This window comes from Timonella senegalensis JC301, from assembly GCF_000312125.1.
Lineage (GTDB): Bacteria > Actinomycetota > Actinomycetes > Actinomycetales > Cellulomonadaceae > Timonella > Timonella senegalensis.
Genome location: NZ_HE978641.1, coordinates 585,686 through 611,581 on the forward strand (window position 1 = coordinate 585,686; position 25,896 = coordinate 611,581).

22 protein-coding genes, 1 tRNA gene and 1 pseudogene are annotated in these 25,896 nt (G+C 60.7%); 8 read left to right on the top strand and 16 right to left on the bottom strand.

Going from position 1 to position 25,896, the window contains the following annotated elements; all coding sequences use genetic code 11:
• Positions 1–12 precede the first annotated feature (12 nt).
• Complete coding sequence (locus HGSM_RS02525) at positions 13–927, top strand: LysR family transcriptional regulator ArgP (protein ID WP_019147166.1); 915 nt, start codon at positions 13–15, stop codon at positions 925–927.
• 12 nt (positions 928–939) lie between these two features.
• On the opposite strand, the gene HGSM_RS14560 is transcribed toward HGSM_RS02525, so the two are convergent.
• Together HGSM_RS14560 and HGSM_RS02530 are read right to left on the bottom strand one after the other, a co-directional pair.
• A complete protein-coding gene (locus HGSM_RS14560) occupies positions 940–1,116 on the bottom strand; it encodes a hypothetical protein (RefSeq protein ID WP_195891321.1) in 177 nt (58 codons plus the stop codon).
• Between the two features lie 92 nt (positions 1,117–1,208).
• Entirely contained in the window at positions 1,209–2,921 is a 1,713-nt protein-coding gene (locus HGSM_RS02530; protein WP_019147168.1) for an FAD-dependent oxidoreductase, read from the bottom strand.
• A gap of 126 nt (positions 2,922–3,047) precedes the next feature.
• On the opposite strand from HGSM_RS02530, the gene HGSM_RS02535 reads away from it, so the two are divergent.
• On the top strand, positions 3,048–3,347 hold the full coding sequence (locus HGSM_RS02535) for a metal-sensitive transcriptional regulator (RefSeq protein WP_019147169.1): 300 nt from the start codon (positions 3,048–3,050) through the stop codon (positions 3,345–3,347).
• Between the two features lie 7 nt (positions 3,348–3,354).
• On the opposite strand, the gene HGSM_RS02540 is transcribed toward HGSM_RS02535, so the two are convergent.
• The 3 genes from HGSM_RS02540 to HGSM_RS02550 form a co-directional block, all read right to left on the bottom strand.
• Positions 3,355–4,350 (bottom strand): LLM class flavin-dependent oxidoreductase, encoded by a 996-nt coding sequence (locus tag HGSM_RS02540; RefSeq protein WP_040594525.1) that lies wholly within the window; start codon positions 4,348–4,350, stop codon positions 3,355–3,357.
• 28 nt (positions 4,351–4,378) lie between these two features.
• Positions 4,379–4,741: a VOC family protein gene (locus HGSM_RS02545; RefSeq protein WP_019147171.1), complete on the bottom strand. Its 363-nt coding sequence runs from the start codon at positions 4,739–4,741 to the stop codon at positions 4,379–4,381.
• A 196-nt stretch (positions 4,742–4,937) separates the two neighbouring features.
• Positions 4,938–6,047 carry a YeiH family protein gene (locus HGSM_RS02550; RefSeq protein WP_019147172.1) on the bottom strand — a complete coding sequence of 370 codons (1,110 nt, stop codon included), beginning with the start codon at positions 6,045–6,047 and terminating at the stop codon, positions 4,938–4,940.
• 161 nt (positions 6,048–6,208) lie between these two features.
• On the opposite strand from HGSM_RS02550, the gene HGSM_RS02555 reads away from it, so the two are divergent.
• The 3 genes from HGSM_RS02555 (at position 6,209) to HGSM_RS02565 (ending at position 9,421) form a co-directional block, all read left to right on the top strand.
• Positions 6,209–7,144 carry a LysR family transcriptional regulator gene (locus tag HGSM_RS02555; RefSeq protein ID WP_040594527.1) on the top strand — a complete coding sequence of 312 codons (936 nt, stop codon included), beginning with the start codon at positions 6,209–6,211 and terminating at the stop codon, positions 7,142–7,144.
• Positions 7,145–7,478: 334 nt separating this feature from the next.
• On the top strand, positions 7,479–8,141 hold the full coding sequence (locus tag HGSM_RS13535; RefSeq protein ID WP_019147174.1) for a winged helix-turn-helix domain-containing protein: 663 nt from the start codon (positions 7,479–7,481) through the stop codon (positions 8,139–8,141).
• Positions 8,138–9,421, top strand: a complete 1,284-nt coding sequence (locus HGSM_RS02565; protein WP_019147175.1) for an MFS transporter — start codon at positions 8,138–8,140, stop codon at positions 9,419–9,421. The genes HGSM_RS13535 and HGSM_RS02565 overlap by 4 nt, the downstream gene beginning before the upstream one ends.
• A gap of 131 nt (positions 9,422–9,552) precedes the next feature.
• Here the strand turns inward: HGSM_RS02565 and HGSM_RS02570 are convergent, their stop codons facing one another.
• From HGSM_RS02570 to HGSM_RS14720, 3 genes are all read right to left on the bottom strand, one after another.
• Positions 9,553–9,942: a VOC family protein gene (locus tag HGSM_RS02570; RefSeq protein WP_019147176.1), complete on the bottom strand. Its 390-nt coding sequence runs from the start codon at positions 9,940–9,942 to the stop codon at positions 9,553–9,555.
• Between the two features lie 180 nt (positions 9,943–10,122).
• The gene (mgtE, locus tag HGSM_RS02575; RefSeq protein ID WP_019147177.1) at positions 10,123–11,493 is read right to left on the bottom strand and encodes a magnesium transporter; all 1,371 of its coding nucleotides are present in this window, start codon (positions 11,491–11,493) and stop codon (positions 10,123–10,125) included.
• A 295-nt stretch (positions 11,494–11,788) separates the two neighbouring features.
• The gene (locus HGSM_RS14720) at positions 11,789–12,019 is read right to left on the bottom strand and encodes a hypothetical protein (RefSeq protein ID WP_230197466.1); all 231 of its coding nucleotides are present in this window, start codon (positions 12,017–12,019) and stop codon (positions 11,789–11,791) included.
• Between the two features lie 33 nt (positions 12,020–12,052).
• On the opposite strand from HGSM_RS14720, the gene HGSM_RS14725 reads away from it, so the two are divergent.
• On the top strand, positions 12,053–12,313 hold the full coding sequence (locus HGSM_RS14725) for a hypothetical protein (protein ID WP_230197467.1): 261 nt from the start codon (positions 12,053–12,055) through the stop codon (positions 12,311–12,313).
• 31 nt (positions 12,314–12,344) lie between these two features.
• On the opposite strand, the gene HGSM_RS02585 is transcribed toward HGSM_RS14725, so the two are convergent.
• The 4 genes from HGSM_RS02585 to HGSM_RS02600 all read right to left on the bottom strand — a co-directional run bounded on the left by HGSM_RS02585 (position 12,345) and on the right by HGSM_RS02600 (position 19,190).
• Positions 12,345–13,334: a class C sortase gene (locus HGSM_RS02585; RefSeq protein WP_019147179.1), complete on the bottom strand. Its 990-nt coding sequence runs from the start codon at positions 13,332–13,334 to the stop codon at positions 12,345–12,347.
• Between the two features lie 166 nt (positions 13,335–13,500).
• Positions 13,501–14,949 carry a SpaH/EbpB family LPXTG-anchored major pilin gene (locus HGSM_RS02590; RefSeq protein ID WP_019147180.1) on the bottom strand — a complete coding sequence of 483 codons (1,449 nt, stop codon included), beginning with the start codon at positions 14,947–14,949 and terminating at the stop codon, positions 13,501–13,503.
• Positions 14,950–15,073: 124 nt separating this feature from the next.
• Complete coding sequence (locus tag HGSM_RS02595) at positions 15,074–18,562, bottom strand: DUF5979 domain-containing protein (RefSeq protein ID WP_154646215.1); 3,489 nt, start codon at positions 18,560–18,562, stop codon at positions 15,074–15,076.
• Between the two features lie 555 nt (positions 18,563–19,117).
• Positions 19,118–19,190: transfer RNA gene (locus tag HGSM_RS02600), tRNA-Ala, on the bottom strand.
• A 972-nt stretch (positions 19,191–20,162) separates the two neighbouring features.
• Between HGSM_RS02600 and HGSM_RS02605 the strand changes: the two genes are divergently transcribed.
• Complete coding sequence (locus HGSM_RS02605) at positions 20,163–21,551, top strand: choice-of-anchor A family protein (protein ID WP_154646216.1); 1,389 nt, start codon at positions 20,163–20,165, stop codon at positions 21,549–21,551.
• Between the two features lie 226 nt (positions 21,552–21,777).
• On the opposite strand, the gene HGSM_RS13540 is transcribed toward HGSM_RS02605, so the two are convergent.
• Positions 21,778–22,746: a CAP domain-containing protein gene (locus tag HGSM_RS13540; RefSeq protein ID WP_019147182.1), complete on the bottom strand. Its 969-nt coding sequence runs from the start codon at positions 22,744–22,746 to the stop codon at positions 21,778–21,780.
• A 222-nt stretch (positions 22,747–22,968) separates the two neighbouring features.
• Between HGSM_RS13540 and HGSM_RS02615 the strand changes: the two genes are divergently transcribed.
• A complete protein-coding gene (locus HGSM_RS02615; protein ID WP_019147183.1) occupies positions 22,969–23,847 on the top strand; it encodes a D-hexose-6-phosphate mutarotase in 879 nt (292 codons plus the stop codon).
• 74 nt (positions 23,848–23,921) lie between these two features.
• On the opposite strand, the gene HGSM_RS02620 is transcribed toward HGSM_RS02615, so the two are convergent.
• From HGSM_RS02620 to HGSM_RS02630, 3 genes and pseudogenes are all read right to left on the bottom strand, one after another.
• A complete protein-coding gene (locus HGSM_RS02620; RefSeq protein WP_019147184.1) occupies positions 23,922–24,623 on the bottom strand; it encodes a manganese efflux pump MntP in 702 nt (233 codons plus the stop codon).
• A 173-nt stretch (positions 24,624–24,796) separates the two neighbouring features.
• On the bottom strand, positions 24,797–25,552 hold the full coding sequence (locus HGSM_RS02625; RefSeq protein ID WP_019147185.1) for an ABC transporter permease: 756 nt from the start codon (positions 25,550–25,552) through the stop codon (positions 24,797–24,799).
• Positions 25,549–25,896 (bottom strand): annotated as a pseudogene (locus HGSM_RS02630) (ABC transporter ATP-binding protein); the annotation flags it as partial. The gene HGSM_RS02625 and the pseudogene HGSM_RS02630, both read right to left, overlap by 4 nt.

Sequence of the window (25,896 nt, forward strand, 5' to 3'; positions counted from 1 at the left end):
AGGGATTCTTAAGTGCGTATTGGGATTGACCACCTCGAGACCCTCCTCCACGTGGTCGACGAGGGCTCGTTCGATGGCGCAGCGGCAGTTCTGCGCATCTCGCCGTCCGCGGTCTCGCAGCGCATCAAGACTCTTGAGGAGCGTGCCGGCCGCGTGCTGTTGCAGCGCGGAAAGCCCGTCACCCCAACGCCAGCAGCGGTTTCGTACCTCCAGGCCGCGCGCCAGATCCGCGCCATCGTGGACAACACGATCGAGGCCCTCCCCCAGGAAGCCACGCGCCTCCCCGAGATTTCCATTGCCGCGAATGCCGATTCGATCGACACCTGGCTGGTCGAGGTGCTCTCCTCCGTGCGTGACACCGCCACCTTCCACATTCTTCGCGACGACCAAGATCACACCGCCTCCCTGCTGCGCGCAGGCACGGTCATGGCCGGCATCACGAGCACCGCCGAGCCCGTCCAAGGATGCGAATCCACGCGCCTCGGCGTCATGCGGTACCTCGCTACGGCCTCCCCTGAGTTTGTTGCCCAATGGTTCCCACCGAACCTCAAGGACAGCCACGCACTCCGCCTAGCGCTCCAGCGGGCTCCGATGCTCGCATTTGACCGGAAAGACGACCTGCAGGCCCTGTATCTCGCGTCTCGCGGCTGCGGGGACGCCACCCCGCCGCACCACTACATCCCCTCGAATCTGGCCTTCATCGAGGCGCAACGCCAGGAACTCGGCTGGGGCCTCACCCCGGAGCTCCAGGTGCGCGGGCTCCTGGACTCCGGCGAGCTCGTGGCCCTGCCCGGGCACGTGGACGTGGTGCTGTACTGGCAGCAGTGGCGGATCTCCTCGGCGCCTTTGCAGGCGCTAAAAAAGGCGGCGGTCGACGCGGCAGCATATTTGCTGGATCCGCGCCGACCGGCCGCCTGGAAGCCCTAGTAGAGCCGAGCCTCAGTTCTTGCCGAACAGTCGGGAGAAGAATCCACCCTCGCCTGCAGCTGCCTGCTCGCCCTCGTGTCCGTTGCACCACTGACCTGCTGGAACGCTGGCCTTGACGGAGTCCACGTGCTGGCCGCATCCGGCCCAAGTGGTCTTGCCGCAGACCTTGCAATTTACTGGACGGCACATAGTTTTTTTCCTCACTTTGATGGGTTGTTTGGCTGCTGCGCAGCCTTCCTTGCTTATCGACGATTGACCGGGCTTGGCCCCGGATCGTCAGGTCAGGCGATCTCGAGTACGTCGGAGGCGTCGTCGCCGAGCCATGAGCTCAGCGTGACGATTCCGCCCGAGAGGGTCTTGGAGTCGAAGCCTGCTTGGTCGAGGATGCGGTGCGCAATGTAGGAACGCATTCCCGAGTGGCACATGACGCGGACTGGACGGTCACCTGCGAGTTCGCGGATCTCGTCGAGGCGCTCGCGCACCTGGATGTGGGGGATGTTGACCGCTCCGCGCACGTGGCGCTGAGCAAACTCGCCCGCGCCGCGAACGTCGAGCAGGAGTGCGTCGTCGAGGACGGCGGTGAGCTCGCCCGGGTACCACAGCTCGGTGGTCCCGGTGAGGACGTTCTCTCCCATCATGCCCGCGAGGTTCACTGGGTCCTTGGCGGAACCAAATGGCGGGGAGTAGGAGAGATCGATGTCGATCAGGTCGGTGATGGTCAGGCCACCGCGGATCGCGGTTGCGATCACGTCGATGCGCTTGTCAGCGCCTTCCTTTGCCACTGCCTGGGCGCCGAGGATCTGTCCGGTCACCGGCGCAAAGTGCACGATGAGCGCGATGTTCTGCGCACCTGGGAAGTAGCCAGCGTGGTTGAGTGGGTGGAGGTGCACGGTCTCAAACTCGATTCCGGCAGCCTTGAGTTCGCTCGAGTTGGCTCCGGTCATTGCAACGCCGTACTCACCGATGCGCACGATTGCAGTTGCCTTTGGCTTAGGCAGTTCACGCGCGGTAGATGGGTTGAAGATGAAGTCGGAGACGAGACGTCCTGCGCGGTTCGCTGGTCCAGCAAGAGCTACTGGACGGCGGGCACCGGTGATTGCGTGCGTGGAAACCGTAGCGTCACCCACTGCGTAGACGCCCTCAAGGTTGGTGCGGCCGTGCTCGTCAATGACGATCGAACCGCGCTCGGCTGCGATTCCAGCCTGCTCAAACACTGCGGTGTCTGGGCGCACTCCCACGGAAAGGACGATGAGGTCTGCGTCAAGGCGGGTTCCATCGGAGAGCACAACCACGTCGTGGTCTGCGCCGGACTCGATTGCCTGTGCGCCAACTCCTGCACGGACGGTGATGTTGAGGTCACGCAGTGCGTTGGTGGCGAGAGTTGCAAGCTCGTCCTCGAGTGGAGGAAGAACGTGTGGGGCGAGCTCCACAATGGTGGTGTCGAGTCCACGCATTGCGAGGGCCTCTGCCGCTTCGAGTCCGATGAACCCGGCACCGAGGACAACGGCACGCTTGGCGCCCGAGTCAACGATGTCGCGCAACTCGACTGCGTCGGGAACGGTGCGCAGGGTCTTGACTCGGTGGGAGTCGTTCAGACCGGTGATAGGTGGGGTTGCAGCGACGCCACCTGGGGAGAGCACGAGGGCGTCGTACGTCAGTGTGTTCTGTCCGTCCGGGCCGTCCACGGTGATCTCACGCTTGGCGGCGTCGAGTGCAATCACCTTGGAGTGCGTGCGGACATCGAGGTTGAGCGACGCCTTGAGTGAGGCGGTGGTCTGTACGCGGAGTGCGCTCTCCTCTTGGATCTCGCCTCCCACGAAGTATGGGAGTCCGCAGTTTGCGAACGAGACCTCGGCGCCCTGTTCAAGGACGATGATCTCCGTAGAGTCGCTGAGTCGACGTGCACGGGCAGCGCTGCTCATGCCGCCTGCGACTCCGCCAACGACTACGAGACGCTGAACCGACTGGGTTTCAGGCTGTGCATTGGTTGTCATGTGAGCTCCAATTGTGATCGAGTACGGCTTCACTATATACCCCCGGGGGTATATGCTGTGAAGCAGAGATACGTCACACTGGACCGGGCGCAGTGCCTTGGACCAGAAACAAAAAGGAATTTCCACATGGATAACGAGAGCCCAGAGGGCATCGCCGCGCGCAAGCGCATTGTCAACCGTCTCAAGCGCGCCAACGGTCAGCTCGTTGCACTCATCGGCAACCTAGAGGGTGGGGCTCAGTGCCGCGACGTGGTCATGCAGCTCTCCGCAATTTCGTCCGCACTGGACAAGGCCGGATTCGCCATCATCTCCTCCGCCATGAAGGACTGCGTGATGGATCCGGGCAACTCTGACGAGTCGGACGACGCCCCAAACTCACGCCTCACCCTGGACGAGCTAGAGAAGCTCTTCCTGACCCTGTCCTAAGCAGGAGTTACAGCGCCGCAGCGAACTCGTCGAGTGCATCCATCGCGTTAGCCCGCATGGGGATAAACACGTTTGAGTTCGCTCCCGCAGCGGTCAGCTCGTCCATACGCTTACGTACTCGCTCGACAGTCCCCACCAACCCCAGTTGCAGGATCCACTCGCCCGGCATCCGCGCGGTGAACTCCTCTGGGGTTGCACACTGCTGCGCCAGTTCGCGGAACTCCTGCGCGAACGGCATGGGGTTGATGTGTGGCGCAACGTCCACCGTTGCCATTCCTCCAAGGGACGGACGCAGGCGCTCGATAGCAGCTTCGTCCGATTCTTCGATCACGCCAAAGTTGTAGGCAACCACCCGGTGATCCCCGGTGCGTGGCGGCGCCACCGACTCATCGCCTCTGTCGGACACACCGGCGCCGATTGAGACCAGTGCGGCCCGCAGATACTCAGGCGAGACCGGCTCGGCCAGAATCGTGCCCTCAGCAATCCGACCTGACAACTCGAGGGACTTGGGTCCGCGCACGCCCAGAAGGAAATCCGGAACGGCCGCGGGGACAGCAGTGTGGTCCAGTCTGACAGCGTTCGGAGCATCGGACAGGGCTCCGCTCGCCACGTCCACGCCTGCCCCGGCCATGAGGCCCCGCACTGCGTTCACGTGCTTTTCGAGCAACCCCAGCGGGCTCTTAGGCCACGCACCGACGCTCTTCATCCAGCCCGGCATGCCGTGCCCGATTCCGGCATCGACTCGTCCCGGGAACAGTTGCTCCAGTGTGGCAAGTTCCATCGCGTCGAAGGCAGCATTGCGTGCTCCAGCCGGCAGAATACCGATACCAATCCGGATCGTGCTGGTCATGGCTAGGACTGCAGCCGCCTGCGCGATCCCGCCTCGGTAGCCCAAGTCTTCCACCACCCAGACCTCGTCAAAACCAAGCCGCTCGGCCTTCTGGGCGAATCCAATGACATCCGCAGCCGCGATATTGCGCGGGAGCATCACACCGGTAGTCACAAGCACCTATTTCTTTGTTAGTTGTTGATCAGTGGGGGTTCGAGATGCAGAACTGGTTACCCTCGGGATCCGTGAGGACATCCCACTGGAATTGCCCGGGCTCACCTTGGGTCGATACGTGTACGGCGCCCGCCTCGATAAAGCTGGCCACAGCCGCCTCGCGTCCGCCCTCTTCTACTGTCGCGCTGAGATCCAAGTGCATCTTGTTCTTCCCGGGCGTGGGGTCATCTACCTTCTGAAACCCGAGGAGCGGCTGCCCCTCACCGTGTGTCACCATGCAGAACCAGCCGTCGGAGTCATCGATGACGCTTCCACCCAGGCGATCCGCCCACCACTGCGCAAGATCTCGAGCGGAAACGCAATCAACCGTGACCATTCCTAGGCGTGCCATGCGAACCTCACTTCGTTGTGGTGTGATCGTTGTGGTGTGAGCTCGATGAGTTGAGCAAGCGTGCGAACACGGATCGGGGCCCGAGCCACGCGCAACCGTGCGGTTCCAACTCCTCCAAGTAGCCTACTCACCCGCCGGCGCTAACACACGGGGCCCTGAGCGGGTTCACCCGCATGCCAAAGACTCCCTTACCGAGTCAATTGGACAGCGCCAAGATTCCCAGCGCTGAAACAGTCACACACACCCACAGGATTGCGCCCAAACCTAGCGGCTTCCATCCCGTCTTACGCAACGATGCAAAGTCCGTGCCGAGACCGATCCCGCACAGCGCCACCGTAATCAGGAAAGAGGAGATCTGACCGATAGGTTCTCCCACTGACCCTGGAATGATCCCAGTCGAGTTGGTAACCACGACCAGCAGAAAGACGATCAGAAACGTGGGGATCAACTTCAATCCACGCCCGAACCGCGCGGCCACGCTGGTGGTGGCAGGCTGAAGCGGGGTGACTCGATCGTCGTTAATCTGTGAGGCCCTACGGGCCTCCATTGCCGCGAGCGACATCGTGATCGGAACGATCATGAGGGTGCGGACCAGCTTAACCACAACGGCCACGTTCATGGCCGCGAGGCCGAACGAGGCGGCAGTGGCCACCACGGACGACGTATCGTTGACGGCGGTTCCGGCGAAGATGCCAAACGTGGTCATATCCATGCCGGCGGCGTGCCCGATGATCGGGAAGACGAACAGCGCGGCAATGTTGAACACGAAAATCGTGGACACGGCGTACGTAATTTCGGCGGCGGTGGCGCCGATGATCGGCGCAACTGCGGCGATCGCTGTGGCGCCGCAGATTCCCGTACCCACACCTATGAGGGTGCCGAGGCGGCGCGGGATATCGAGCCATTTAGTCAGCAGATATGCCGCTCCCAGGCAGACAGCAAGCGTGCCGAGCATGACGGGGAGGGTCTGAAAACCGACACGGGCGACGTCGCTGAGGGAGAGGCGCACACCGAGCAAGACGACCGCGAGTTGCAGCAGCGTGGAGGACGAAAACTTAAAGCCGCGGGAGAACCTGCGGACCTGCGGCGCGATAGCCGCGAGCGCGATACCCAGTGCGATGCCGAACGGGACGGCGCCCACAGCTGGAACGAGCGTGCCAAGGCCAGTCGCGACCACGGCGAGGAGGACTGCTAGGCCGAGTCCCGCGAAGGAGCGCGGGTCAAGCTTGCTGCGTGGCGGCTTGGCCGGGGTATGTGTGAGTTGGGGAACTGCTTGGGCAGGGGTGAGGAGATCGCTTAACGCCATGTAACAATTCTGCGCCGGTCGCGCGCCACCCAGTAGGGGTTTTACACTTGAAGGGCCACAAGCAAAACTTGTTGCCCCTCCGGACGAGATCCGGACTGCCTGTGCCCCCTCCTCCACCCTCGCTTGCTTGCTCGCTGGGAGGCCCCAACCTCGTGACCCTCATGAATCTCAGCCACGTCCCCGACCTACCCGCTCTTGCGATGCTCAAATCCGTTATTCGCGAGGGCAGCTTTTCCGCAGCGGCCAAGGAGTGGGGCGTGTCGCAGCAGGCGATGTCGCAGCGGATGCGATCGATCGAGTCGCTGGTCGGGGCTGTGCTGTTCACGCGTTCACCCCAGGGCATCGCCGTGACGGAGGCCGGTGTCGCACTCCTCCCCGCCATCGACCGGTTGCTCGAGCAAGCGGACGTGCTGGCTCAGGCGATCGCAGCGCTGAGTGTTACCCGTGGTGAGAGCGTGGACATCGCCGCGTCCCAAACCATTGCCGAGCACCTCGTTCCGGGTTGGCTCATGCGCTTCAAGGCGCAGCAACGGGCCGCGCTTACTTCTCCACAAGACACGGCGCCCAGCATTCATGCACATGTAGCGAACTCGCGGGACGTCATTGCGTTGGTCCGCGAGCGCGCCGTGGACATCGGCTTCATCGAGACGCCCACCATCCCCGGCGACCTCAGCCGCGCCAGTTTCCTTGAGGATGATTTGGTGCTCGTGGTCTCGCCGCGGCACAAACTGGCTCGGCGCACAGCGCCTCTGATTCTCGACGATATTGCCGGCATGCCCCTCGTCTTACGTGAGCCGGGAAGCGGCACCCGCGACACGCTTGAGCGCGCCTTGGAATCCGCGGGGTTGGGCGCTCCGGTTGCGGCGCTTGAACTGGGCACCTCCGCTGCGATCCGCTCAGCGGTGGCCGCCGGAATTGCGCCAACCGTCATGAGCATCCACTCGGTTCGCGACGACGTCTCGCTGGGCAAGCTCGTGGCGATCGAGTTTGAGGGCCAGGTGCTTCGTCGCCCCCTCACGGCCTTGTGGAACGGGCCGGTTCACCGGTTGAGTTTGCCTGCCCGGGAGCTGCTGGGCGTCATCGTCGACCGGGCTTAACCTCTCCTGCCCTGCTACCCCTTCCCTGTCGCCCCGCTGCCCCTTCCCTGCTGCCCTGCTGCCCCTTCCCTGCTGCCCTGCTGCCCCTTCCCTGTCGATGTATGGCTATCTCACCACCCACCGCATCGCATCGCACCGCATCGCATCGCACCGCACCCGGCCACGGAACCACCACCCCATCGAGAGTGGGCTCAGCAATACTCTCGTGCGAGATCGAGGGCGTGGACGAGGACGCGGACGCGGACGCGGACGTGGACGTGCCCACGGAAAACCGTCCGCAAGAAAATGCTAAAGAAGTCTTGCTAAAGAGTTCTTTAGCATTTACCGTTGACTCATGGGCACCTTCGATGAATCAGCAGACGTCACCAGCGACCCCACCCGCATCCGCGCTTTGGCGCACCCGATCCGGTTATCGCTGCTTGAGTATCTGGGCTCCGTAGAGTCGGCGACCGCCACGCAGTGCGCAGAGGCCATCGGTGAGTCCGTGGCGAGTTGCTCTTTCCACTTGCGCACACTGGCCAAACACAAGTACATCGAACGCGCCAAGTCGCACGACTCCAAGAGCCGTCCATGGCAGGTTGTCTCGAGGAACCGGTCGCAGACTTTTGATCCGACCGACCGCGAATCACTCCCCGCAATCTCTGCCCTCGGCACGGCCGTGGTGCATCAAACCTCAGCCCGCATTGAGGCATTCCTGCAGGCCGCACCATCGCTACCGCAGGACGCAATCGAACGCTCGATCCTCGCCACCACCGCGACGTGGCTCACCGAGGAGGAGCACAAGGAACTGATCGAAGGTTTCTTTGCTCAGCTCGAAAAGTTCCGTGGACGTAACGCCGATCCGTCACTGCGGCCAGAGGGCGCAGTGCGAAACACGATCTTCTTGGCGAGCACTCCGGAACTCGCACACTACCTACCCAGCGGCACTACTATCCCAGGGCCAAACGCCAACGCGGAGCCCACACAAGCCGCAGAGCCTCCAAAGGAAACGTCATGACCGACGCCCTCGACACCTCAGAATTTGGCACCACCAAAGATGCCCTCAGGATTCCCGCATACCGCAAGCTCCTCACAGCGTGGTCGATCGGCAACGTCGGCGATTCCGCGCTGTTCCTCACCATCAGTATCTGGGTTAAGACCCTCACAGACTCGGATGTGTTTGCAGCGTCCGTGTTCATCGTCCTCGGCATTCCAGCACTCTTTGCTCCGGCATTCGGCCTCATGGCGGACAAGTTTTCGCGCAAGCGCATCATCGCGTTCACCAATGTTGGTATCGCTCTGGCTGTTCTCTCGCTGCTCCTAGTCACTGATGCGTCTCAGATGTGGCTGATCTACGCCGTCACGTTTGTGTATTCGTTGGCCACGTACGTCAACGCCTCCGCACAGGGTGGCCTTCTGCGTGACACTCTGCCTGACAATCTCCTCGCGGCAGCGAACGGACTGTTCGGCAGCATCGACCAGGGCTTGCGCATTGTTGCGCCTCTCGCGGCCGCCGGCGTGTTCGCCCTCTGGGGCATCCGCCCGATCCTTTTCTTTACAGCCGCAACCTTCCTGATCTACGCGTTCCTGATTGCATCGCTCAAGATCAAGGAGACCAAGAACGAAGTATCGAGCGAGAAGCACTGGATCCACACCTCACTCGAGGGCTTCAGTGCGATGCGTGCGAAGCCGCGCCTGTGGCGCTACGTCCTCGCGCTCACGTTCGCGGTCACCGCCGGTGGTGCCATTAACGCCCTCGTCTTTCCAATCCTCGACACGGGTCTCGGCTTGCGCCCCGAAATGCTCTCAGTGTTCATTTCCGTGCAGGGCGTGTTCGCGGTGATCTCTGGCCTCAACGCTGCCCGCCTGCTCAAGGCCTGGGGGTACGACAAGATGATGGCCGTGGGCCTTTCCTTGTTCGTGCTCTCGTTCGCGGCGTTGACAGTGCAGAACTTTGTGGTCGTTCTGGTGGCGATCGTGCTGCTCGGAGTGTCAATGCCACTCATGATCGTGGCCACCGTGACCCTGCGTCAGCTTGAGCTTCCACTCAACCTTCAAGGCCGCAGCGGCGCCGCAATGAACGTCATGTTCAACGTCCCGCAGGTATTCACTGCCGCGATTATCGCGGCGCTTCTCGGAGTGGTTGCCTATCCGTGGCTAGTTGCTGCGGCAACTATCGTTGCCGCATTCGGGTTCGTCCCGCTTGTGCGTGGCCGCTCTGATTCTCGACGATCCACTCCAGTTCCAGCAGAACCCATCGCAGTTGCGGAGCCGGTGAGCGAGGTCGTCGCCGACTAACGTGCGATCGCGTGGCGGCCGATCCCTGCGGGGTTAGGTCGCCACGCGATTGTGCGTCGGCCTGTGCGCGCAGCGTCGCGTCACGCTTACCTCACGCCCTGACGCCCTCACACCCTGACGCCTTCCCCGGGCTATTCGCCACCCACGATCTGAATGAGGTTGCCGCAGGTGTCATCGATCGTTGCGGACCACACGCCGTAATTTTGCGGTTCGGAGACAACGGTGACGCCAAGTCCTTTCAACCGCTCAACCTCAGCGGACACAGAATCCGTGGTGAGCTGGATCAGCGGGATGCCATCCGCTTTGAGTCCCTGCTGATACGGAATCGATGCGGGGTGACCCAACGGCTCCAACACAAGCTCGACGCCCTGCGGATCGCCGGCAGCGGTGACGGTGACCCACCAGTAGCCGTCATTGCGGATGTCGGATTTCTTTTCAAAGCCGAGCTTCTCCGTATAGAACGCGAGCGCACGCTCTTGGTCATCAACCAGAACGCTAACCATTGCAGCTTTCAGAGCCATGTTTCCCCCTCGAAGTGTGAGTACCATTCCAGCATAAAACCGGCCTCTGACATCCGCTCAGCAAGGGCCCAGCATGAACAGATCCTTGCACGCCACTTCCCCTCCAGCCCGCCCCGTCATCGAACGGATGATTATCCATCCGTTGGGCATCGAACGGATCGATAATCATCCGTTCGATGGCTACAGCCCAAGAATCGCGCGAGCGATCGTGAAGTACACGACTAGGCCGGTGGCGTCGCAGAACGTGGAGATGAATGGGGTGGAGAATACTGCGGGGTCGACCTTGCAGGCCCGCGCAACCAGCGGGATCACGCCACCCACCGTGGCCGCTGTAGGGCAGTTGACCAGCAGCGTCAGACCGATGACGGCCCCGATCGAGGGGCCGTAGAACGGCGCAGCGATCGCGAAAGCGAGCACCGCGAGAATCGCGCCGAGCATCAGTCCAGTGCGCATTTCCTTGAACGCGACCTTGCCCACGTCCCGAGCGGCGACGTCGCCAAGCCCGATCGCGCGAGTCACTGTCGTGGCGGCCTGCGAGCCTGTGTTTCCGCCGATTCCGGTGAGTAGAGGGACAAACAGCGCGAGTGCAACGACCTCGGCAAGCGTGGTCTCGTACATCTCCAGAACCTGCACGGTGAGGACTGCTGAGATGGCCAGAACGAGCAGCCACACGATCCTCGACTTAGCCACGCCGAACACGGAAGTCAGCAGGTAGGGCCTGCGCAGCGGCTCAGCACCACCTTGACGGGCGTGGTCCTCGGCGACGGCCTCGCGGTCGATTCGGGCCGCGTCGGAAATGGGGAAGATTCCCACGAGCCGGTTCTCGCTGTCCACCACGGGCACCAGGAGGATTCCGTCATCGAGGGCTTCGCGAGCCACGATCTCTGCATCGTCCGTGGTGGTCACGGCCCACACATTAGCGTCCATGAGGTTGCCGATGGTTTCGTCTGGGCTCCCCTGCTCTTCGCTCGCACTGCGCACAAGCGTGAGCAGCGAGATCACGCCAACCAGCCGGCGAGAACGCGTGATCACCGGAATGATGGACAGTCGGTCCATGTCCGCGGTGGACCTGCGCACGCGGGAGAGGACCTGCGCCACGGTGTCCTCGGGAAGCGCGGTGACGGCTTGCGGACTCATGCGGCGTCCGGCGGATCCGGACGGATATCCCAAGAGCCGGTTGGCTCGCGCGAGTTGCTGAGGCTCGAGTTGTCCCACGATCCGCTTGGCTACCTTGGCTGGCACCTCGTCAAGCAGCCAGGCCTGCTCTTCGGGGTCGAGCTCCTTGAACACCTCGGTGAGCTCTTCCGCGCCGAGCTCCGCGATCAGTTCGGTTTGAGATCCAGAGTCCAACCCGTCGAACACCTTCCACGCCTCATTCTTGGCGAGCAACCGGAACGTCACGGCTGCATCAACAATGGGTAAGTCATCGATCAGGTCGATGACCTCGTGGGATTCGAGCGCACGCAGGCGCGCGGCCAGTTCGGTGAAGTTTCGGGTGCGGAGGAGTTCCTGCACCTCGGCAGTGAAGTCTTCGGTTTCGGTAAAGACCATGGTAAGACCCCTTTTCTGGTTTGGGGCGCGTGCACACATGGCACAAAACTCGGCCTAACTAGGCGAGTCTTCAGCACATTTTATGGCAGGCGAGATCGCGTCAAAGTGGAAGAACCGCCTGCGAGGAAGGGTGACGCGCTACAACTTCTCGGTGGCGTACGACGATCGACTGTGACTATCACTCATCGGGAACCACCTCCAAAGGGCCAGCCGCTATCCGCGGCGCTCTGCGCTTACTGCTCTGCGCTCACTCATGCTTTGCCATTGTAACGTGCAGTGCAAGCCGCGCCCGCGGTCAGTGCGCCGCCTCACCTTCTTGCTGTTGGATAACGCGGCTGAGCCAACCGCGAACCTTGCGGTTGTTGAACGCGCCAACGAGGAGTATTTTCGCGGTATGGGCATAGTGGCTTTCGCGCTTGTCGATCTCGCATTCTTGCTGGTCACCGGGAGCATTGGATTGAGCATGCTCGTGCACTGGTGGCGCCAGAACGATGCCGAATTCCCCACGTTCAAACTTGTCACTCACGCAATCCTTCAAGTCACCAGCATCGCGCTGTGGGTGTCATTCATTGTGACCCAAGAACTTGCTCTCGCATGGACGACATTCGCCGTCATCACTGCAGGTCAAACGTTCGGCGACCTCGTCATGTTCGCGTCGTATCGCTCGCGCATGTCCGTTGTAGGCTCAGTTCCCTACTTTGCGGCCGCACGTGACGTCCTCAGTTTCCGCCGCCCTGCTCCCGCTGTGCATGCCATCTGTGGCGCCATAGCCTGGTTTGGCATGCTCGCGATCTGCATTGCGGCGACCGTCACGGCATAACTTGGGGCCAGTTGGTTGGTGTGTGGCGCGCCTACGGCGCTTCGCCCTGCCCGTCACTGATTTTCGACGATTCACCTGCGCCGGGTGCATCGGCTGCAGTCTTCCTTGGGTAGCCTGCGCGCCAGACGTAGATTCCCACAGCGACGATCGTTCCTCCGAGGATCACCGTCCACCACGGAAAACCTGGGATGTCGGGGCGTTCACCTGCGGCTTGGATGTCCTCCACGGGGGTTGGGGTGACGCGCGCACCGGTGACGAGGATGCGGTGGGTGTTGAGGCCAAGCGGCGTGCAGGTCACCAGGGTGACGAGGTCTTCGCCGGGAACCACGCGAAGCGAATCAGTGTCCTCTGGCTCGACTACGCGAGTGTCATTGACCTCGTACGTGAGGACCTCGCCGAAGACCTCAACGGTGAAGCGGTCGCCAATCTTGACCTTGTCGAGGTCGTTAAACAGTGTTGCTTCAGGAAGCCCCCGGTGTGCTGTGAGGACTGAGTGTCGGGACTCACCACCAACGGGAAGCGCCGTCCCTTGGAGGTGACCGACGCCCTGCGTCAGCGTGTAGTCATCCGTGCCATGGTAGATGGGTAGATCTACATTGATTGCCGGGACTCTGAGGCGTCCCATGACGCCGGTATCTGTGGCCTTAAGAAGTTCGTTGTAGTCGTACTTGCTGTTCTCCGCAGTCGACTCCGCTTTGGGCTTGTTAGCATTCGCCTCAAGAATCACACCACCCACCAGAAGCTTGTTGTACTCGTCCGCCCGGACAATCTCACGGTGCAGTTCGGGGTTCGTCTCGTCGTGCTGCTCAGCGGCAAGATCAACTATGAGCTGCGACTGGTTGTACTGAGAAAACCAAGAGGCCACATCTGGATACTGGAATATTCCCATACCTAGCAGGATCGCGACACCCGCGATCGCAGGCACAACAGGGAAGCGCCAGCGCCTACGCCGGGACGCACGGGTTGGGCCACTTGGCATTGCCGAGTGCGAGGCTTCGAGTTCATCTGCGGGGGCGGTCAAGGGGGTCTCCTTGGTCATTGCATAAGCGTGGCGGCGGTGCCAGGGGGTGGCACCGCCGCCAAGTTGGTGAGTTAGCCAATTACTTGACTAACCGGTCAACGTGCTGGGCGATTCGAGCTTCGGATTGCTCCAGCAAATTGGGCTCAAGTTGCTTAGTGGTCTAGCCTCAAGCCTTGTGGCTACGACGGCGCGATACTGCGATCGCTCCTGCGCCAGCTCCTACGAGGACCAGGCCGCTAACGGTCATTGCCAGGGTGCCACCGGCACCAGTGAGTGGAAGCTCAGCACTAGAAGGCTTCACGTTCGGGAACATCACCGTTGTGGTGTGGTTCGCGTTGTTGGTGGAGAGTACGAACTCACGTGGGGTCGAATCGAGGATGTAACCCGCCGGCGCTGCAGTCTCAACAAGGCAGTATGCCTTGGTCTTTACTGACGTGTCCGTGGCTTGCGCGTTGGCGATCCAGAGAATCTTGCTGAACTCACCATTTACATCGGTGGTGCCACTCGCAACGACTGCCGCCCCACCCGAGATCGCTGCCTCACATGTGGCAGCGGCTCCCTTTGCGTAGATGTTGAAAGCTGCGTCCTTCAGTACAGCGTTCTCATTGCCCTTCACATGCTTTGTGACGATGATCTTGCCCCAGTGAGATTGTGGTTCACCGGTTGGTTTTGTCTGGCCATTCAGTTTCACCGACGCTTCGTTCGTAAGCGTACCCGGCTCGACGTCTGCGTTCACTGTGGTGGTCAAACCAACGGTCAGGTTTGCAACTTCGGGAGTCGCTCCGGCTGCTATCGCGTTCACCTTGGCAAGGCCTGAATCGGTCAGCTTCAGCGGATTCCCTGTAGCGTCGTAGTCAGCCGCATCGAGGTCGATTCCGTTGAGCTTGACAGAGGTCCACGCCGTGAAGGTGTGTCCCGCACTTGGAGTGTCCGATACCTCGATCGTGGTGTACGGGAAGGCCGCAACTGGGACAGGTACGGTGATGGTCCATGGAACCAAAGCTCCCGGAACCACTGAACCGTCAACGTTTGTGTCGCCAACAGTCTTGGTCGGAGTGACGGTGGTCAGCGTGTTCTTGGGGTAGGCATCAACCGAGAAATCCCACGCTGAACCCTCTTCAACTGGCATTGGAACCGAAACGATGAATGGAACCGCAGGAGCGACAATTAGGTTGGGACCAGGGCTGGTTTCCTTGATGATATAGAGCCCCTTCAACCCTGACGCGGTCGTCGAGCCGTCGGCGAGAGTAGCAGGGAACTCCGTAGGTGCCCCAATAAGACATCCCACTCCCATTGCACCAGTCACTTCATCAAAACTGTCGATGATCGAGTTGGCTAGCTCCCACCCTGCAGGTGTGTTGAGATCGGGAGCCGTGCAGACACCACCCACCATTGTTCCCACCGACTGGCGAGTGAATACCACGCCTTCAAGTGGGTTGCCTGGCATGTTGTCTTTCTCGTACTTGTGGAGGGTTAGGCTGCCAGTTCCTTCTCCGGGGGGCGTGAAACCAGCGGCTGATGCAGGGGCACCGAGTGCGGCCACGCCTGCCAATGCCAGTGCAACGGCACCAGCACCAGCTGCGATCCGCCGAAGCGGGCTCTTCCTTGTCGTCATTGTCTTGCTCCTTCTTTTCACGGCAACTCTGCCGTGTGTGTCCAAGTGAGATGTGATGAGAGTTCTCAGTGCTCGGGCCTGTGGTCCGAGGTGCGCGGGGGATTCTCTGGTCTGGGATGTCGCACTAGGCTGAAGCAACCTCCTTGCGGCGCTTGCTGACTCGAACGGCGAGCGCCGCACCGAATCCGAGCGTCAGGACACCGAGGCCCATGAGCTCGATTGTGTCGCGTCCGATTCCACCAGTCAGAGGAATCGTTGGCGGAGTAACTGGAACGTTCTTGATGGGATCGAGAACGATATCAACACCGCTGGCACCCACTGTGAAGTGGTGAGGAGTGGTGTCGAGGAGGTGGCCCGGAGGCGCCGTTGCTTCCACCAAGGTGTAGTCGCCCCAAGCAAGGCTCACTAGTTTGAACTTGCCCTTAGCCGGATCCATGTCAGGACCAGCGCAAGGATCTGCGGTGCAGTCCGCGATCGTTGTACCGCCAGCTGGCTGACCTGGACCTGTCAGAGTCCACGTCGAGTCACCGAGCAAGTCTCCGCGAGGGTTGACCTTAGTCCAGACAACGCTGCCGAGTACCTGCTTGGTCTTGTTGGTCACCGTGATGACTGGCACTGGCGTCTTTGCAGCAACTACAGCGGTTCCTAGGTTTGCATCCCCGTCCCACTGGTATGACGGATTGCCGCTAACCGGGTCGGCAGGCCTAGTCTCCGAAGTAACTGCGCAGTTCGCACCGAGAGGTATCTTGTCTGCATCGGTCGAGGTCCACGTAGCTCCAGCGGCAATTGGGCCCCAGTTTCCGGTGACCGTCTGTACGTTCGGCGCCGATCCGATGGTGCAGGACCACGCTCCGCTGTACTGGTTAGTCGCGTCTGCAGTACTACCCTCCGGAACCACCTTGGTTACTGAGAAGTTTCCGAAGTTCTGCTTGGCCTTGTTGGTGACCGTAATCGTGCTTACGGTACCGCTCTGGATGGTGACTGCACTACCGACTACTGGAACGCCCCACTCCCACGAACTGTTTGGAAGCCCGTTACTGCCTGTCGGCGCAGTCTCCGTGATGGAGCAACTCGAACCAGCAGGGAAGTAGAGGAGCCCATCGTCACGCGTGAGTGTGGCTTCCCCGGCACCGTTTCGTGCCCAAGTGCCTGAGGCAACCGTCTCCCCACCAAATGTGCAGGTGTACGTTCCACTGAAGCTGATCGCACCAAATCCACTTGGAACAGAACTGTCCAGAGCCTTGACGATTCTTAGGTCACCTGGCGTGGGCTTATTCGTGTACGAACAGTCCACAGTGTCACCCGGTGCAATTCCAGTAAGGTCATACGCTGTTGCACTGGCGAGCTCGACTACTCGCTCAGCACCACTGAGGCTTGTCACCTTGCATGCACCGGATAAGAACTCGTATCCAGCCTGTTGAACCTCGCTGACCTTTACTGTTGCGCGGCTTGCGTACGCATTGAAAGTGAGTTGCCAGGACGCATCGCCATCCGCGTTAGTTAACTGGGTCGTGCCAGCCGGCGCGGCAGATACAGTACCCGTCGTTGCAGTAGATTGAGCGCCAACGGTCCAACCCTGCCTCTTGACTGGGCTCTCCCCAAGTCCGTCCGTGACATCCTTGTGAATCGTCACCTTGGCAACGAGCGGGGAGTTTCGGAACACGCACCGCACTGAGTTTCCCGAAGTGGGGATCGTGATAGTGCCTGACGTTCCATTGACTTCGGCCAACGACTCCACGAACCCGCTAGCGTGGGTCACCGTGCACTGGTATGCCGACGCGTACTTGGTGAGATCTGCACCGTTTGCTCCCGCTTCAGAAAAACTCAGAGCTACGTTGCGTACGGTCGGCAGAGGACCAATGCGTTGACTTTGCACTCCCGTTGCGGATCCAGTGGTAGTCACCTCGGAAATAGTTGTCGCGCCTTGCTTCAGGCTCAACTTAAACTGGTCTCCAACACTGACACGTCCGCCAACGATCTCTTTCTCGATCGTGATAGTAGGAGGCGATGAGCAACTCGCAAGGTCAGTCGAATCTGAAAGGCTTGATGTGTGCGTTAACTGGCCAGTCCACCCGGGCATGTTGTACGACTGGATCGTGGAGCTTGCTCCGAGATAGCCTTTGCCATTGGCATCGAACGCCACGCCATTGACGTTGCTCGTAGTTGTAACCGAGTTTGATGAGCCCTTTGTAATTGTGCCGCCCGCCGCGAATTCTGCAGCAGTAAGACTGTAGACAGTCGTTGTGCTACCCGCACCGCGAACAATGAAAAGCGCGCCCGTGGAGTCGAATGCCATGTCACCATTCGAGTTATCGTCACTGGTCAGTCCAGTGACAACAGTGATCTTTTCAGAAGTTGAGTTCGTACTTGGGTTGTATGAATAGATCCTAAAGTTTCCATTCGACATGTATCCACCGAAATAGTAGATACCTGTAGAAAGATCGACTGCTCCGGCCACGAGGTTCGTTTCCGTGTTTCGGGTCGTACCGGTATTCGTCCATACACCTGTAGTGGTGTTGTACTTGTAGATGGTTGCCGTCGAAGTGCTGTTTGTACGGTTCAGGGCATAGACCGGATCCCCACCTGGGCCGATTCCTAGCGCATTGAAGGAACTCACATTAGAGGCTGCGGTGCCAATGTTGGTCTTTACGCCATTCGGGGCGATCTGCTGCAGCTGACCCGAACCGCCAATTCCATAGACATATCCCGCGGCACAAGTCAGGCCCGTAGTTGGCGGCACAATCTTGCGAACTTGGAACGTACCAAAGTTGTACGTCGCAGTTCCACCCCACGGGTTATTGCTTCCCATGCTCTGGGTATTCGTACCACTAACCACCCACTCGTATCCCGCTGGAGCAGTGCCTTGCTGGACACTGTACCGATTGCTGGTACTCAGCCGGTTGCTTTGGTTGCGGTCGGTTTGCCTATGCTCAAGCAGCCACTCGCCACCATCAGGATCTCGGTCAAGTGAGTTCCCGCTGGCACCTGCAGAACAAGTACCCGCACAGTCAACGATCGCTCCTGCGTTAGTTCCCGCGGTCCACTCGCCATTGCTCCGATACCTAAAAGCAAAGGTCGCACCGGGGACAAGGTTCCCGTCGGTGTCCTTTACATTCCAGTACACATAGGGTGCGGTACCACCGTCCGGACCGATCGCAAGAGGCATGATGTCAAGCGCGTCAGCCTCGATAGCGGGTCCTTCGGCGGCTTTGTCGGTTGCGTCCGGCTTAGCTTCGGGCGGGGCAGGCTTCTGCTCCGACTTTGGTTCATTCGGGGTCGTCGTTGCCGCAGGCTTCTCTGGCGCCTTGGTTGGCTCCGGGTCCTTGGTGGGCGCTGGGTCAGCCGGAGGCTCCGTCTTTGGCGCCTCAGTGGTTGGCGGCTCGACGGCAGGTTCCTCTGCCGGAGCTGTTGCAGGGTCTTCGGCGGCAAGCTTTGCAGTGCCCTCAGTAGCGTCTTCGCTACCGGCTACAAGTTTTGCTACTGCCGGGGCATCCTGAGTATCCCCCGTGGGCTCGTCGGCAAACGCGACACTTCCCATACTCAAAGTAAGTGCAAATACGCTCAAAATGGCGCCGATGCGGCGCCCCTGGCGCACAGCTCTGTGCTGAACCATTGGCTCGTCCTACTCGCTATTTATGACCCTGGCGTTGAAACCTATTGCAGTGCGAAAACAGCATCGTTCTCGCTTCTGAAGGTCCCGCCCCCCTGTAGGACTCATAAAGTCGCTAGCGGTACATTCACACAACTCCTACTTGCCTTAATCTAGACGGCGAACGCCGGTCGAGCACGCAAGAATTCCGATTTCACCCGCTCAAAAACTCAAGTTTCTAGAAATTTTGCCAGTAAAGCGCTAGTGTCCCGGCGACGAGATTTCCGATTACGCGCTTGACGTACATATCCAGCGAGCCCCCACGACACCCTTTGAGCAGGCAATTTACCTGGATTTGTGTGGCATTGGAACACAATTACAGTCTGCAAGAAACCGTCGAACTGGCCAGTTTTTCCATATCTAGCCCAGCAGGCTTCACCCGCCGCCACAGTGATGAATCGCAACGAATCTTGCTGACGTGACTCAGGCGAATCGTCGGTAATGGAGTGCGGCGCTGGAGGGGCCTCCGCGAGAGACAAAAAGAGAGGCACCGCGCATGCGGTGCCTCTCTTTGGATTGTGGAGCTAAGGGGACTCGAACCCCTAACCCCCTGCTTGCAAAGCAGGTGCGCTACCAATTGCGCCATAGCCCCAATGATCGACTTTGCGGTCGAAGCAACACTCAATATTACGACGGATGGACACCCACAAGAAACTTACCAGGGCGTTAGCCCTGTCACATCGCATGCAGCAGGACGTGCCCCACCCAAACCACAACGGCAGTTTGAGGTGGGCGGGTAACACGCTGACCTCGATAAACTCCCAAACCCCCTCGGGTGACCGCCAGACGATGGGCAGTTCGACCCGCCTCACCTCACACCCGCGCCTTCCCAAAACCTTCCATGTGGTCTATTTTGTTATTAGTTAGTGACACTAACAAAACATCGGAGCGCCACCGCCAGCTCTCCGCCCGCACCAAACCGCCCCCTTCCGTCTAAGTTTCGAGGTATGTGATGAAGGATCTTTTGGGTTCACCCCGGCTCCAGAGCGCACAACGACCGAACCTTGCCCGCGGGCTTACATTGAGTCGGGCCAACGACCGCACCCTTGAGCGCGCAAGCCTACTTTTGGCAAACGCTCCCCACACGGGCGCGCCACTGCCACCGCAAAGTGCCACCCGCTCGAGCGAACTGCATGAAGAACTGTCACTCGTCGGCCTGAGCTTGGACTGACTTCTTCATCCAGTTGGCCGGCTTTGAGGATCACCGCAGCTCACCACCTCGACCCAGCTTGGCCAACCCCGCATCTGGCAACCGGATTCGCAGGCTCCCATCGTTGGTAGAGCCATCCACCTCGAAACCGGTTGCCGACCCTTTGGAGGGTCTCGTTCGCGAACACCTGTTCCTGAACGAGACCCTCCTTTTTGCGCGTTCACCGCTCCCATCACACCCGACCCCAAACGCGACATAGGGAGCTCTTTCCCCATCCGAGACTTGCGGGCTCCTTTAGTTTTGGTTGGCAAACATTCCTAACAAACTCACGGCGTCGTTGTGTCCCCTGCCCTCACCGTCGCCGCGCGTAGCGGAAACTCTCCAACACGGCCACAAAAGCCACTCGCATCTTTGATGTTTGCCGCAACGGTTGGCGTCCTCACCGTCAGCCTCACTGCAACGGGCGCAGCTGGCGCCGGCGCGAAGGGAGAAACCTGCGTTGTCCCACCGGGCCTTGGAACCGGTGCTACCAACGAAGTCCAGATCGACAACCAGGTCAGCGTCTTTGTCGGCGTTGACTACACCTCCACGGCGTCCGAGTCTGAGGGCGTCCTTGTGGTCTTGGGCGACGCCAAGGTCAGCGGCCCGAACCTCAACGCGGGTACGGCTGGAGGCAGCTCGCTCATCGTCCCTGAGAACAACTCGGTCATGCTTGCGGTCGGCGGGAATCTCAACATCGAGTCTCGCGTGGACGCAGGTCTTGGCCTGCAGCTTCAAGGCATCACGGGCGGCTCGGTCAACGTGGGCGGCTCCATCACCGGCCAGATTGACGCCGGAACCGGAGTGGTTCGGAGTGGACTCGGTGGCGCTGCCGTAGCCGAGTGGGCGGACATGCCTGCGACGATCACTGGTCTGGCCTCAACGCTTTCCGGCCAAGCAAACAGCGGCTCACCGGTGGCAAGCTACACGGAGCCGATGAACTCGTGGGAGCCACTCACAATCAACCTGGGCGCTGGCGCCAGCGGAGAAGTGAGGACACTCAACATCCACGCCTCGGTTCTGAACAAGGTGGTCAATAAGGAGATCAACTTTGTAGGCGACGTCGCGGCATCCGGTCCACTGGCCATCAACGTGATCGCAGACGTCCCAACCGTGGCCATCGACTTCACCTCGATCCTGCTCAATGGCACGATCTTGGACCTCAACTCCAAGGACTTTGGTGCGCTTTCCTCGAGCGTGATGTGGAACTTTGGCTCGGGAGTCTCAACCGTCACGATTGGTGGCACGGGCAAGGCCGGCTACCAGTTCGTTGGCTCCATTCTGAGCTCTTCACCTGCGGGCCAGGTCATTCTGAACTCATCCACGAACGGACGCATCTGGGTTGCCGGTGACCTCACCACTCACAACCAGGGCAACGAACAGCACGCATACCCGTGGATCACGCCTGAGTATTGCTCTCCACTTGACCCGACTGATCCAACGGATGAGCCCACTGATCCGACCGACCCAACGGGCGAGCCCACCGACCCAACCGGCTCCACCGATGAGCCGTCGAACCCAAGCGACGAGCCCACCGACCCGACCGAACCAACCAGCCCAGAGACCACAACCCCCGGAACGCCATCCCCCGAAACCCCGTCTCCGGAGCCTTCCAGTGGAGTCTCGGGCGATGCCATCGAGGTCCCGTCTGATGAAGAATTGGCGCAGACCGGCCTTTCAAACCTCGCCGTAGGCCTTTCCATTGCCTTGCTAGCAGCGGGAGTAGCGGTCATCGGAATCGGCCGACGCACGGCAAAGAGCTAGTCCTCGGCTAAGCCAGAACCAGCGCGGGATCCACAAAACTATCCCTCACTTCCGGCTAGGTCATTCCCCGTCTGAAACACGCTCAACCAAAAGGAGGGGTTGGACAGGAACCAGTGTTCCTGTCCAACCCCTCCCGCTTTGCTGAATGCGCTGTGGTTAGGCCAGCCGCCAGGTAGGCCTTTCACCGCGCATTAGTTCATGTTCCAAGACGTGCACCGCGCAGTATCTACTTGCGCATCGCCTTCTTTGCCGCTGCTGTGTGTGCGACAACCTTGTTCTTGGCGATCGTGGTCTTGGACTTGGATGTGGTTGCGGCAGATGCCTTGGACTTCGCCGTGCTCAAGTAAGACTTCACCTTGGAGCTGGATCCGGCCTTGGCGTACTTCTTCACGCTTGCGTAGGCGCTCTTGGCAGAGGCTGCGCGCGACGAGGTCCGCGAGTACTCAGTCTTGGCAGTCTCGTAGTCTGCCTTGGCCTTCTTGTACTCGGACTTGGTCTTGCTGGTTGCCTTCTTTGAGGCCGCATACTTCTTGGCCGTGGCCAGCGAAGACTTTGCGGTGGCGAGCGACTTGGCAGCCGAGCTCTTAGCGGAGGCAGCCGTGGAGCTTGCCTTCTTAGCTGCCGCGATCGACTTTGGGTACTTGTACGAGTAGTCCTTGGCTACAGCACCTGGAAGCGTGTTCGACACTGGCTTGGAGTACTTGGCAAAGTTCTGGGTGACCCACAGGCAGTCCCCAACCCACTTCACGCCCAGACCAACGCTGTTGTAGTCGCCGATCATGTTCTTGTAGTGGCCGGAAGACTTCCTCAGGTTATCCACGATGATCTTGGCGGAGTCCTTGCCGTAGTGGCAGGCATAAGCCACATTCTCGCCGGCGCGGCTCCAGCCGGACGGGATCTGCTTGGAATAGTTCCCGTTGTGTGCAAGACCTACGGAGCCGCCCATCTTGGCGGACCAGTTGTAAGCCACCACGGTCATCTTGTGGTTGTACTTGAGTGCCGATTTGCCCGCGGCTGCGCGGAGCTTGTTGGTCTCTTTGAAGATTGTGTTGATGTCTGCGGCATACTTGTGCGCGGTGGTGATGCTGGTTGCGGCGTGCGCAGGTTCAGCGGCTGGTTGTGCAACTACTACGGTCATGGCGAGTGCGCCCACAGTGAGTGCACCCATGACTTTCTTGAGCCACGATGAGCTCATGTTTCCCCCTTGAGTATTGCGTACCTTACTGCTCTATCGGCACGCTCAATTACCTCCTTTAATCGTTTCACGAGTAAAATATCTAGCCAATTGAGATACCTTCCAGGCGGATACTCACGCTGGTCACAGGGCCGCGCCGCCAACGTGAATTTAGTCACCGGTTCCGGTGTTTCAGCCACACCAAGACATGCGCCGGGCCTGATTCCGGGAAAGAATGGTGCCATGACCGGCACAGACACCGACCAGATCCAGCGCGTAGTAAGCCCTTCAGGGGTGTTCGCGGTTCACTCCGCAGGCGCGCACGTAACGCAGTGGGAGACGCCCGAACACGGCCCACTCATCTTTGTTTCGGAGAAGTCCGGGTACGGATTGGGCACCCCAATCCGCGGCGGCATCCCGCTGTGCTTCCCTTGGTTTGGCGCGGGCGCCTCGGGCGGCAAGTCCCCCAAGCATGGGTTCGCGCGGCTGGTGAACTGGCGCCTAGTCTCGGAATCGGAAAACTCGATTGGCGACTGGACCGTCTCATTCGCCCTCAGCAACGAAGACCTCAGCAACGAAGACCCCAAAGCCACCCTCTTCCCCCACCCCTTCGAGGCCGCGTACACCACCACGTTCACGGCCACTTCCCTGACCGCAAGCCTCGAGGTCACCAACCGCGGCACCGAGCCCTTCACGTTCGAGGAAGCGCTGCACACGTATTTCCGAGTGGGTGACATCCGACAGACCGAAATCACCGGTCTCGAGGGCGCCGCATACCTGGACAAGGCCGCGAGCAGCCCCACCGCCGGCGACGACCCCATCTACCAGGAAGGACCCGTCACGTTCAACGGCGAGGTGGACCGCATCTACTCGTCCCGCGGAACCACCACGATCATTGATAAGCAGAATCAGCGCCTCATCCGGATTGAGAAGTCGCACTCCAAAACCACCGTGGTGTGGAACCCGTGGTCCGAGCTGGCCAAGGGCATGTCCGACCTCGGCGATGACGAGTGGACGCAGTTCGTGTGCGTCGAGTCCGCGAACGCCGGCGACAGCGCCGTGACCCTCTCCCCCGGCGCCACCCACACACTGCGCGTCACGTACACGGTCACGAGCGCGTAGTTCACGCCGCCCAGACACAGCGATAGGGCTGGGTTCGAACGCGAACCCAGCCCTATCGTCGTTAATTAGGGGCGTCAGCCCAGGTGCTCAAAGAGCACCTGCAGGCCCAGACCGATCAGAATCAGCCCGCCGATGATCTCGGCTGGTTTGGAGAACCGCGAGCCAAGGCGGTGGCCGATGACCACCGCGGCGAGCGAGATCGCGAACGTGACCGCGCCGATCAGCGAGATCGCGGCCCACACATTGATGTCGTACACGGGGAATGTGATGCCCACGGCGAGCGCGTCGATTGACTCGGCGATCGCGAGCATGGTCAGCGGCCCCAGCGCCAGGAACGCTGGTTTGGTGCGGATTTTTACCTGATTTTCGACGATCAACGCAGTCCCGCCACCACCCTGAGTCAGTGGGTGGTCACCCGATTCGTGGCCGGAGGTTCCGGCGGGCTCACAGTCGCAGTCCGGAGAGTCGAGGTGTAGGGCGCACAGGCGTTCCTCTACGTGGTCCGGCTCGAAGGCTTCCCACAGCATTTTGCCGCCAATGATCGCGAGGAGCGCGAACGCGACCCAGTGGTCGAAGGCCGCAATGTACTCGAGGAACGAGCTTCCAAGTGCCCAGCCGATGAGCGGCATGAGTGCCTGGAATCCGCCGAAGAACAGGGCGATGATGAGCGCGTACTTCCATACGAACTCGCGCATTTTCACGCCGAGGGTCAGGGCTACGGCGAACGCATCGGCTGACACTCCAATTGCGATGAGGAGCAGGCCAAAGAAAGACATGGGGTATCCAGGGATGGGGTGCGGGAACTTCCCCAGTTTTCCACGATCCGGAAATCTTGGTATTCGGGCGCCGGGTTACCGAAAGTTGGGACGTGCGAACTTCTGGGTCCAGCGCCACCCTCCGCACTCAGCGCTACTGCCGCGCTCAGCGTGGAGCGCTACTGGCGCGACCGTTACTGGCGCGAGCGCCCGCGACGCACGCTCGTGACGGCTAGGACGGTGAGAATCACGAGCCACACGCCGTAGTTGAGAAGCAGCGCCCACAGCGGGTCGGAGCCCCCACCCTCCTGGACAAGCACGCCCTCGAGCTGCGGCCAGCGCACCAGACCGACGTACCCGTACATGGGCGTGAACTTGCCAAAGGTCAGCATCGCGCCGGTAAGCGGCATGAACACGTTGCCCACAAAGGACATGAGGACCAAGATGCCCGTGGCAACGCCGAGTGCGGACTCGGACTTGAAGCGCAGCGCGACCATGTACCCAAAGATCGCGTAGAGGGCTGAACCGCCCAGGGTGATGGCGGCGGTTGCCGCCCAGATGCCCCAGTGTTCAGCCCGCGCCCCGGTGACATAACCGACCAGGTAAATGAGCACGATCGCGCAGGCGGTGACCACGAGTGCCACAAACACCTTCATCGCCACGACCGAGCGGTTAGAGATGGGGGTGAGTCCCATCTGCCGACCCCAGCCCTGCATCTGCTCAACCGCGGCGGTGCCCGTCATGGTGGTTGCCGCGAGCGCCGCGCCGTAGGCGGCCATGGACGCCATCACGTAGAACTTGACGTTGGCGTGACCGGCCGGGTCGTTGCCGCCCGCCACGGTAGCGCCGAAGATCAGGTACATGATCACGGGCATCGTCATGACAAAGATGATGTTGCCGAGGTCCCGGAACTGGCGGGCAAGGTCGATCCGGATGTAGGTGGCGTTCATCGTCGGGCCCCCTTGGTGGCTTCTGCCGGTGTGCTGGTCGCGGCCCGGTCCTCGGATTCTTGGGAGGTAAGGTCCAGGAACGCGGACTCGAGGCTCGGCGCGGAAATCTCGAGGTCTCGAGCGTTGTAGGTGGTCAGGAGTTGGCGAGCAAGACCGTCAGAATCCAGCGTGGTGACCACGACCCTGTGCCCGTTGACTTCGACCGACTGGACGCCGTCTATCCTGCGTAGTTCGGCCAAAGTTGCAGCCTCGTCCGACTGCGCACCAGCGTCCGGCAGCGTCGCCGTCACCACGCGCCCCGCCGCAACCGCCCGGATCTGGGCGGTGGGCCCGTCCGCCACGAT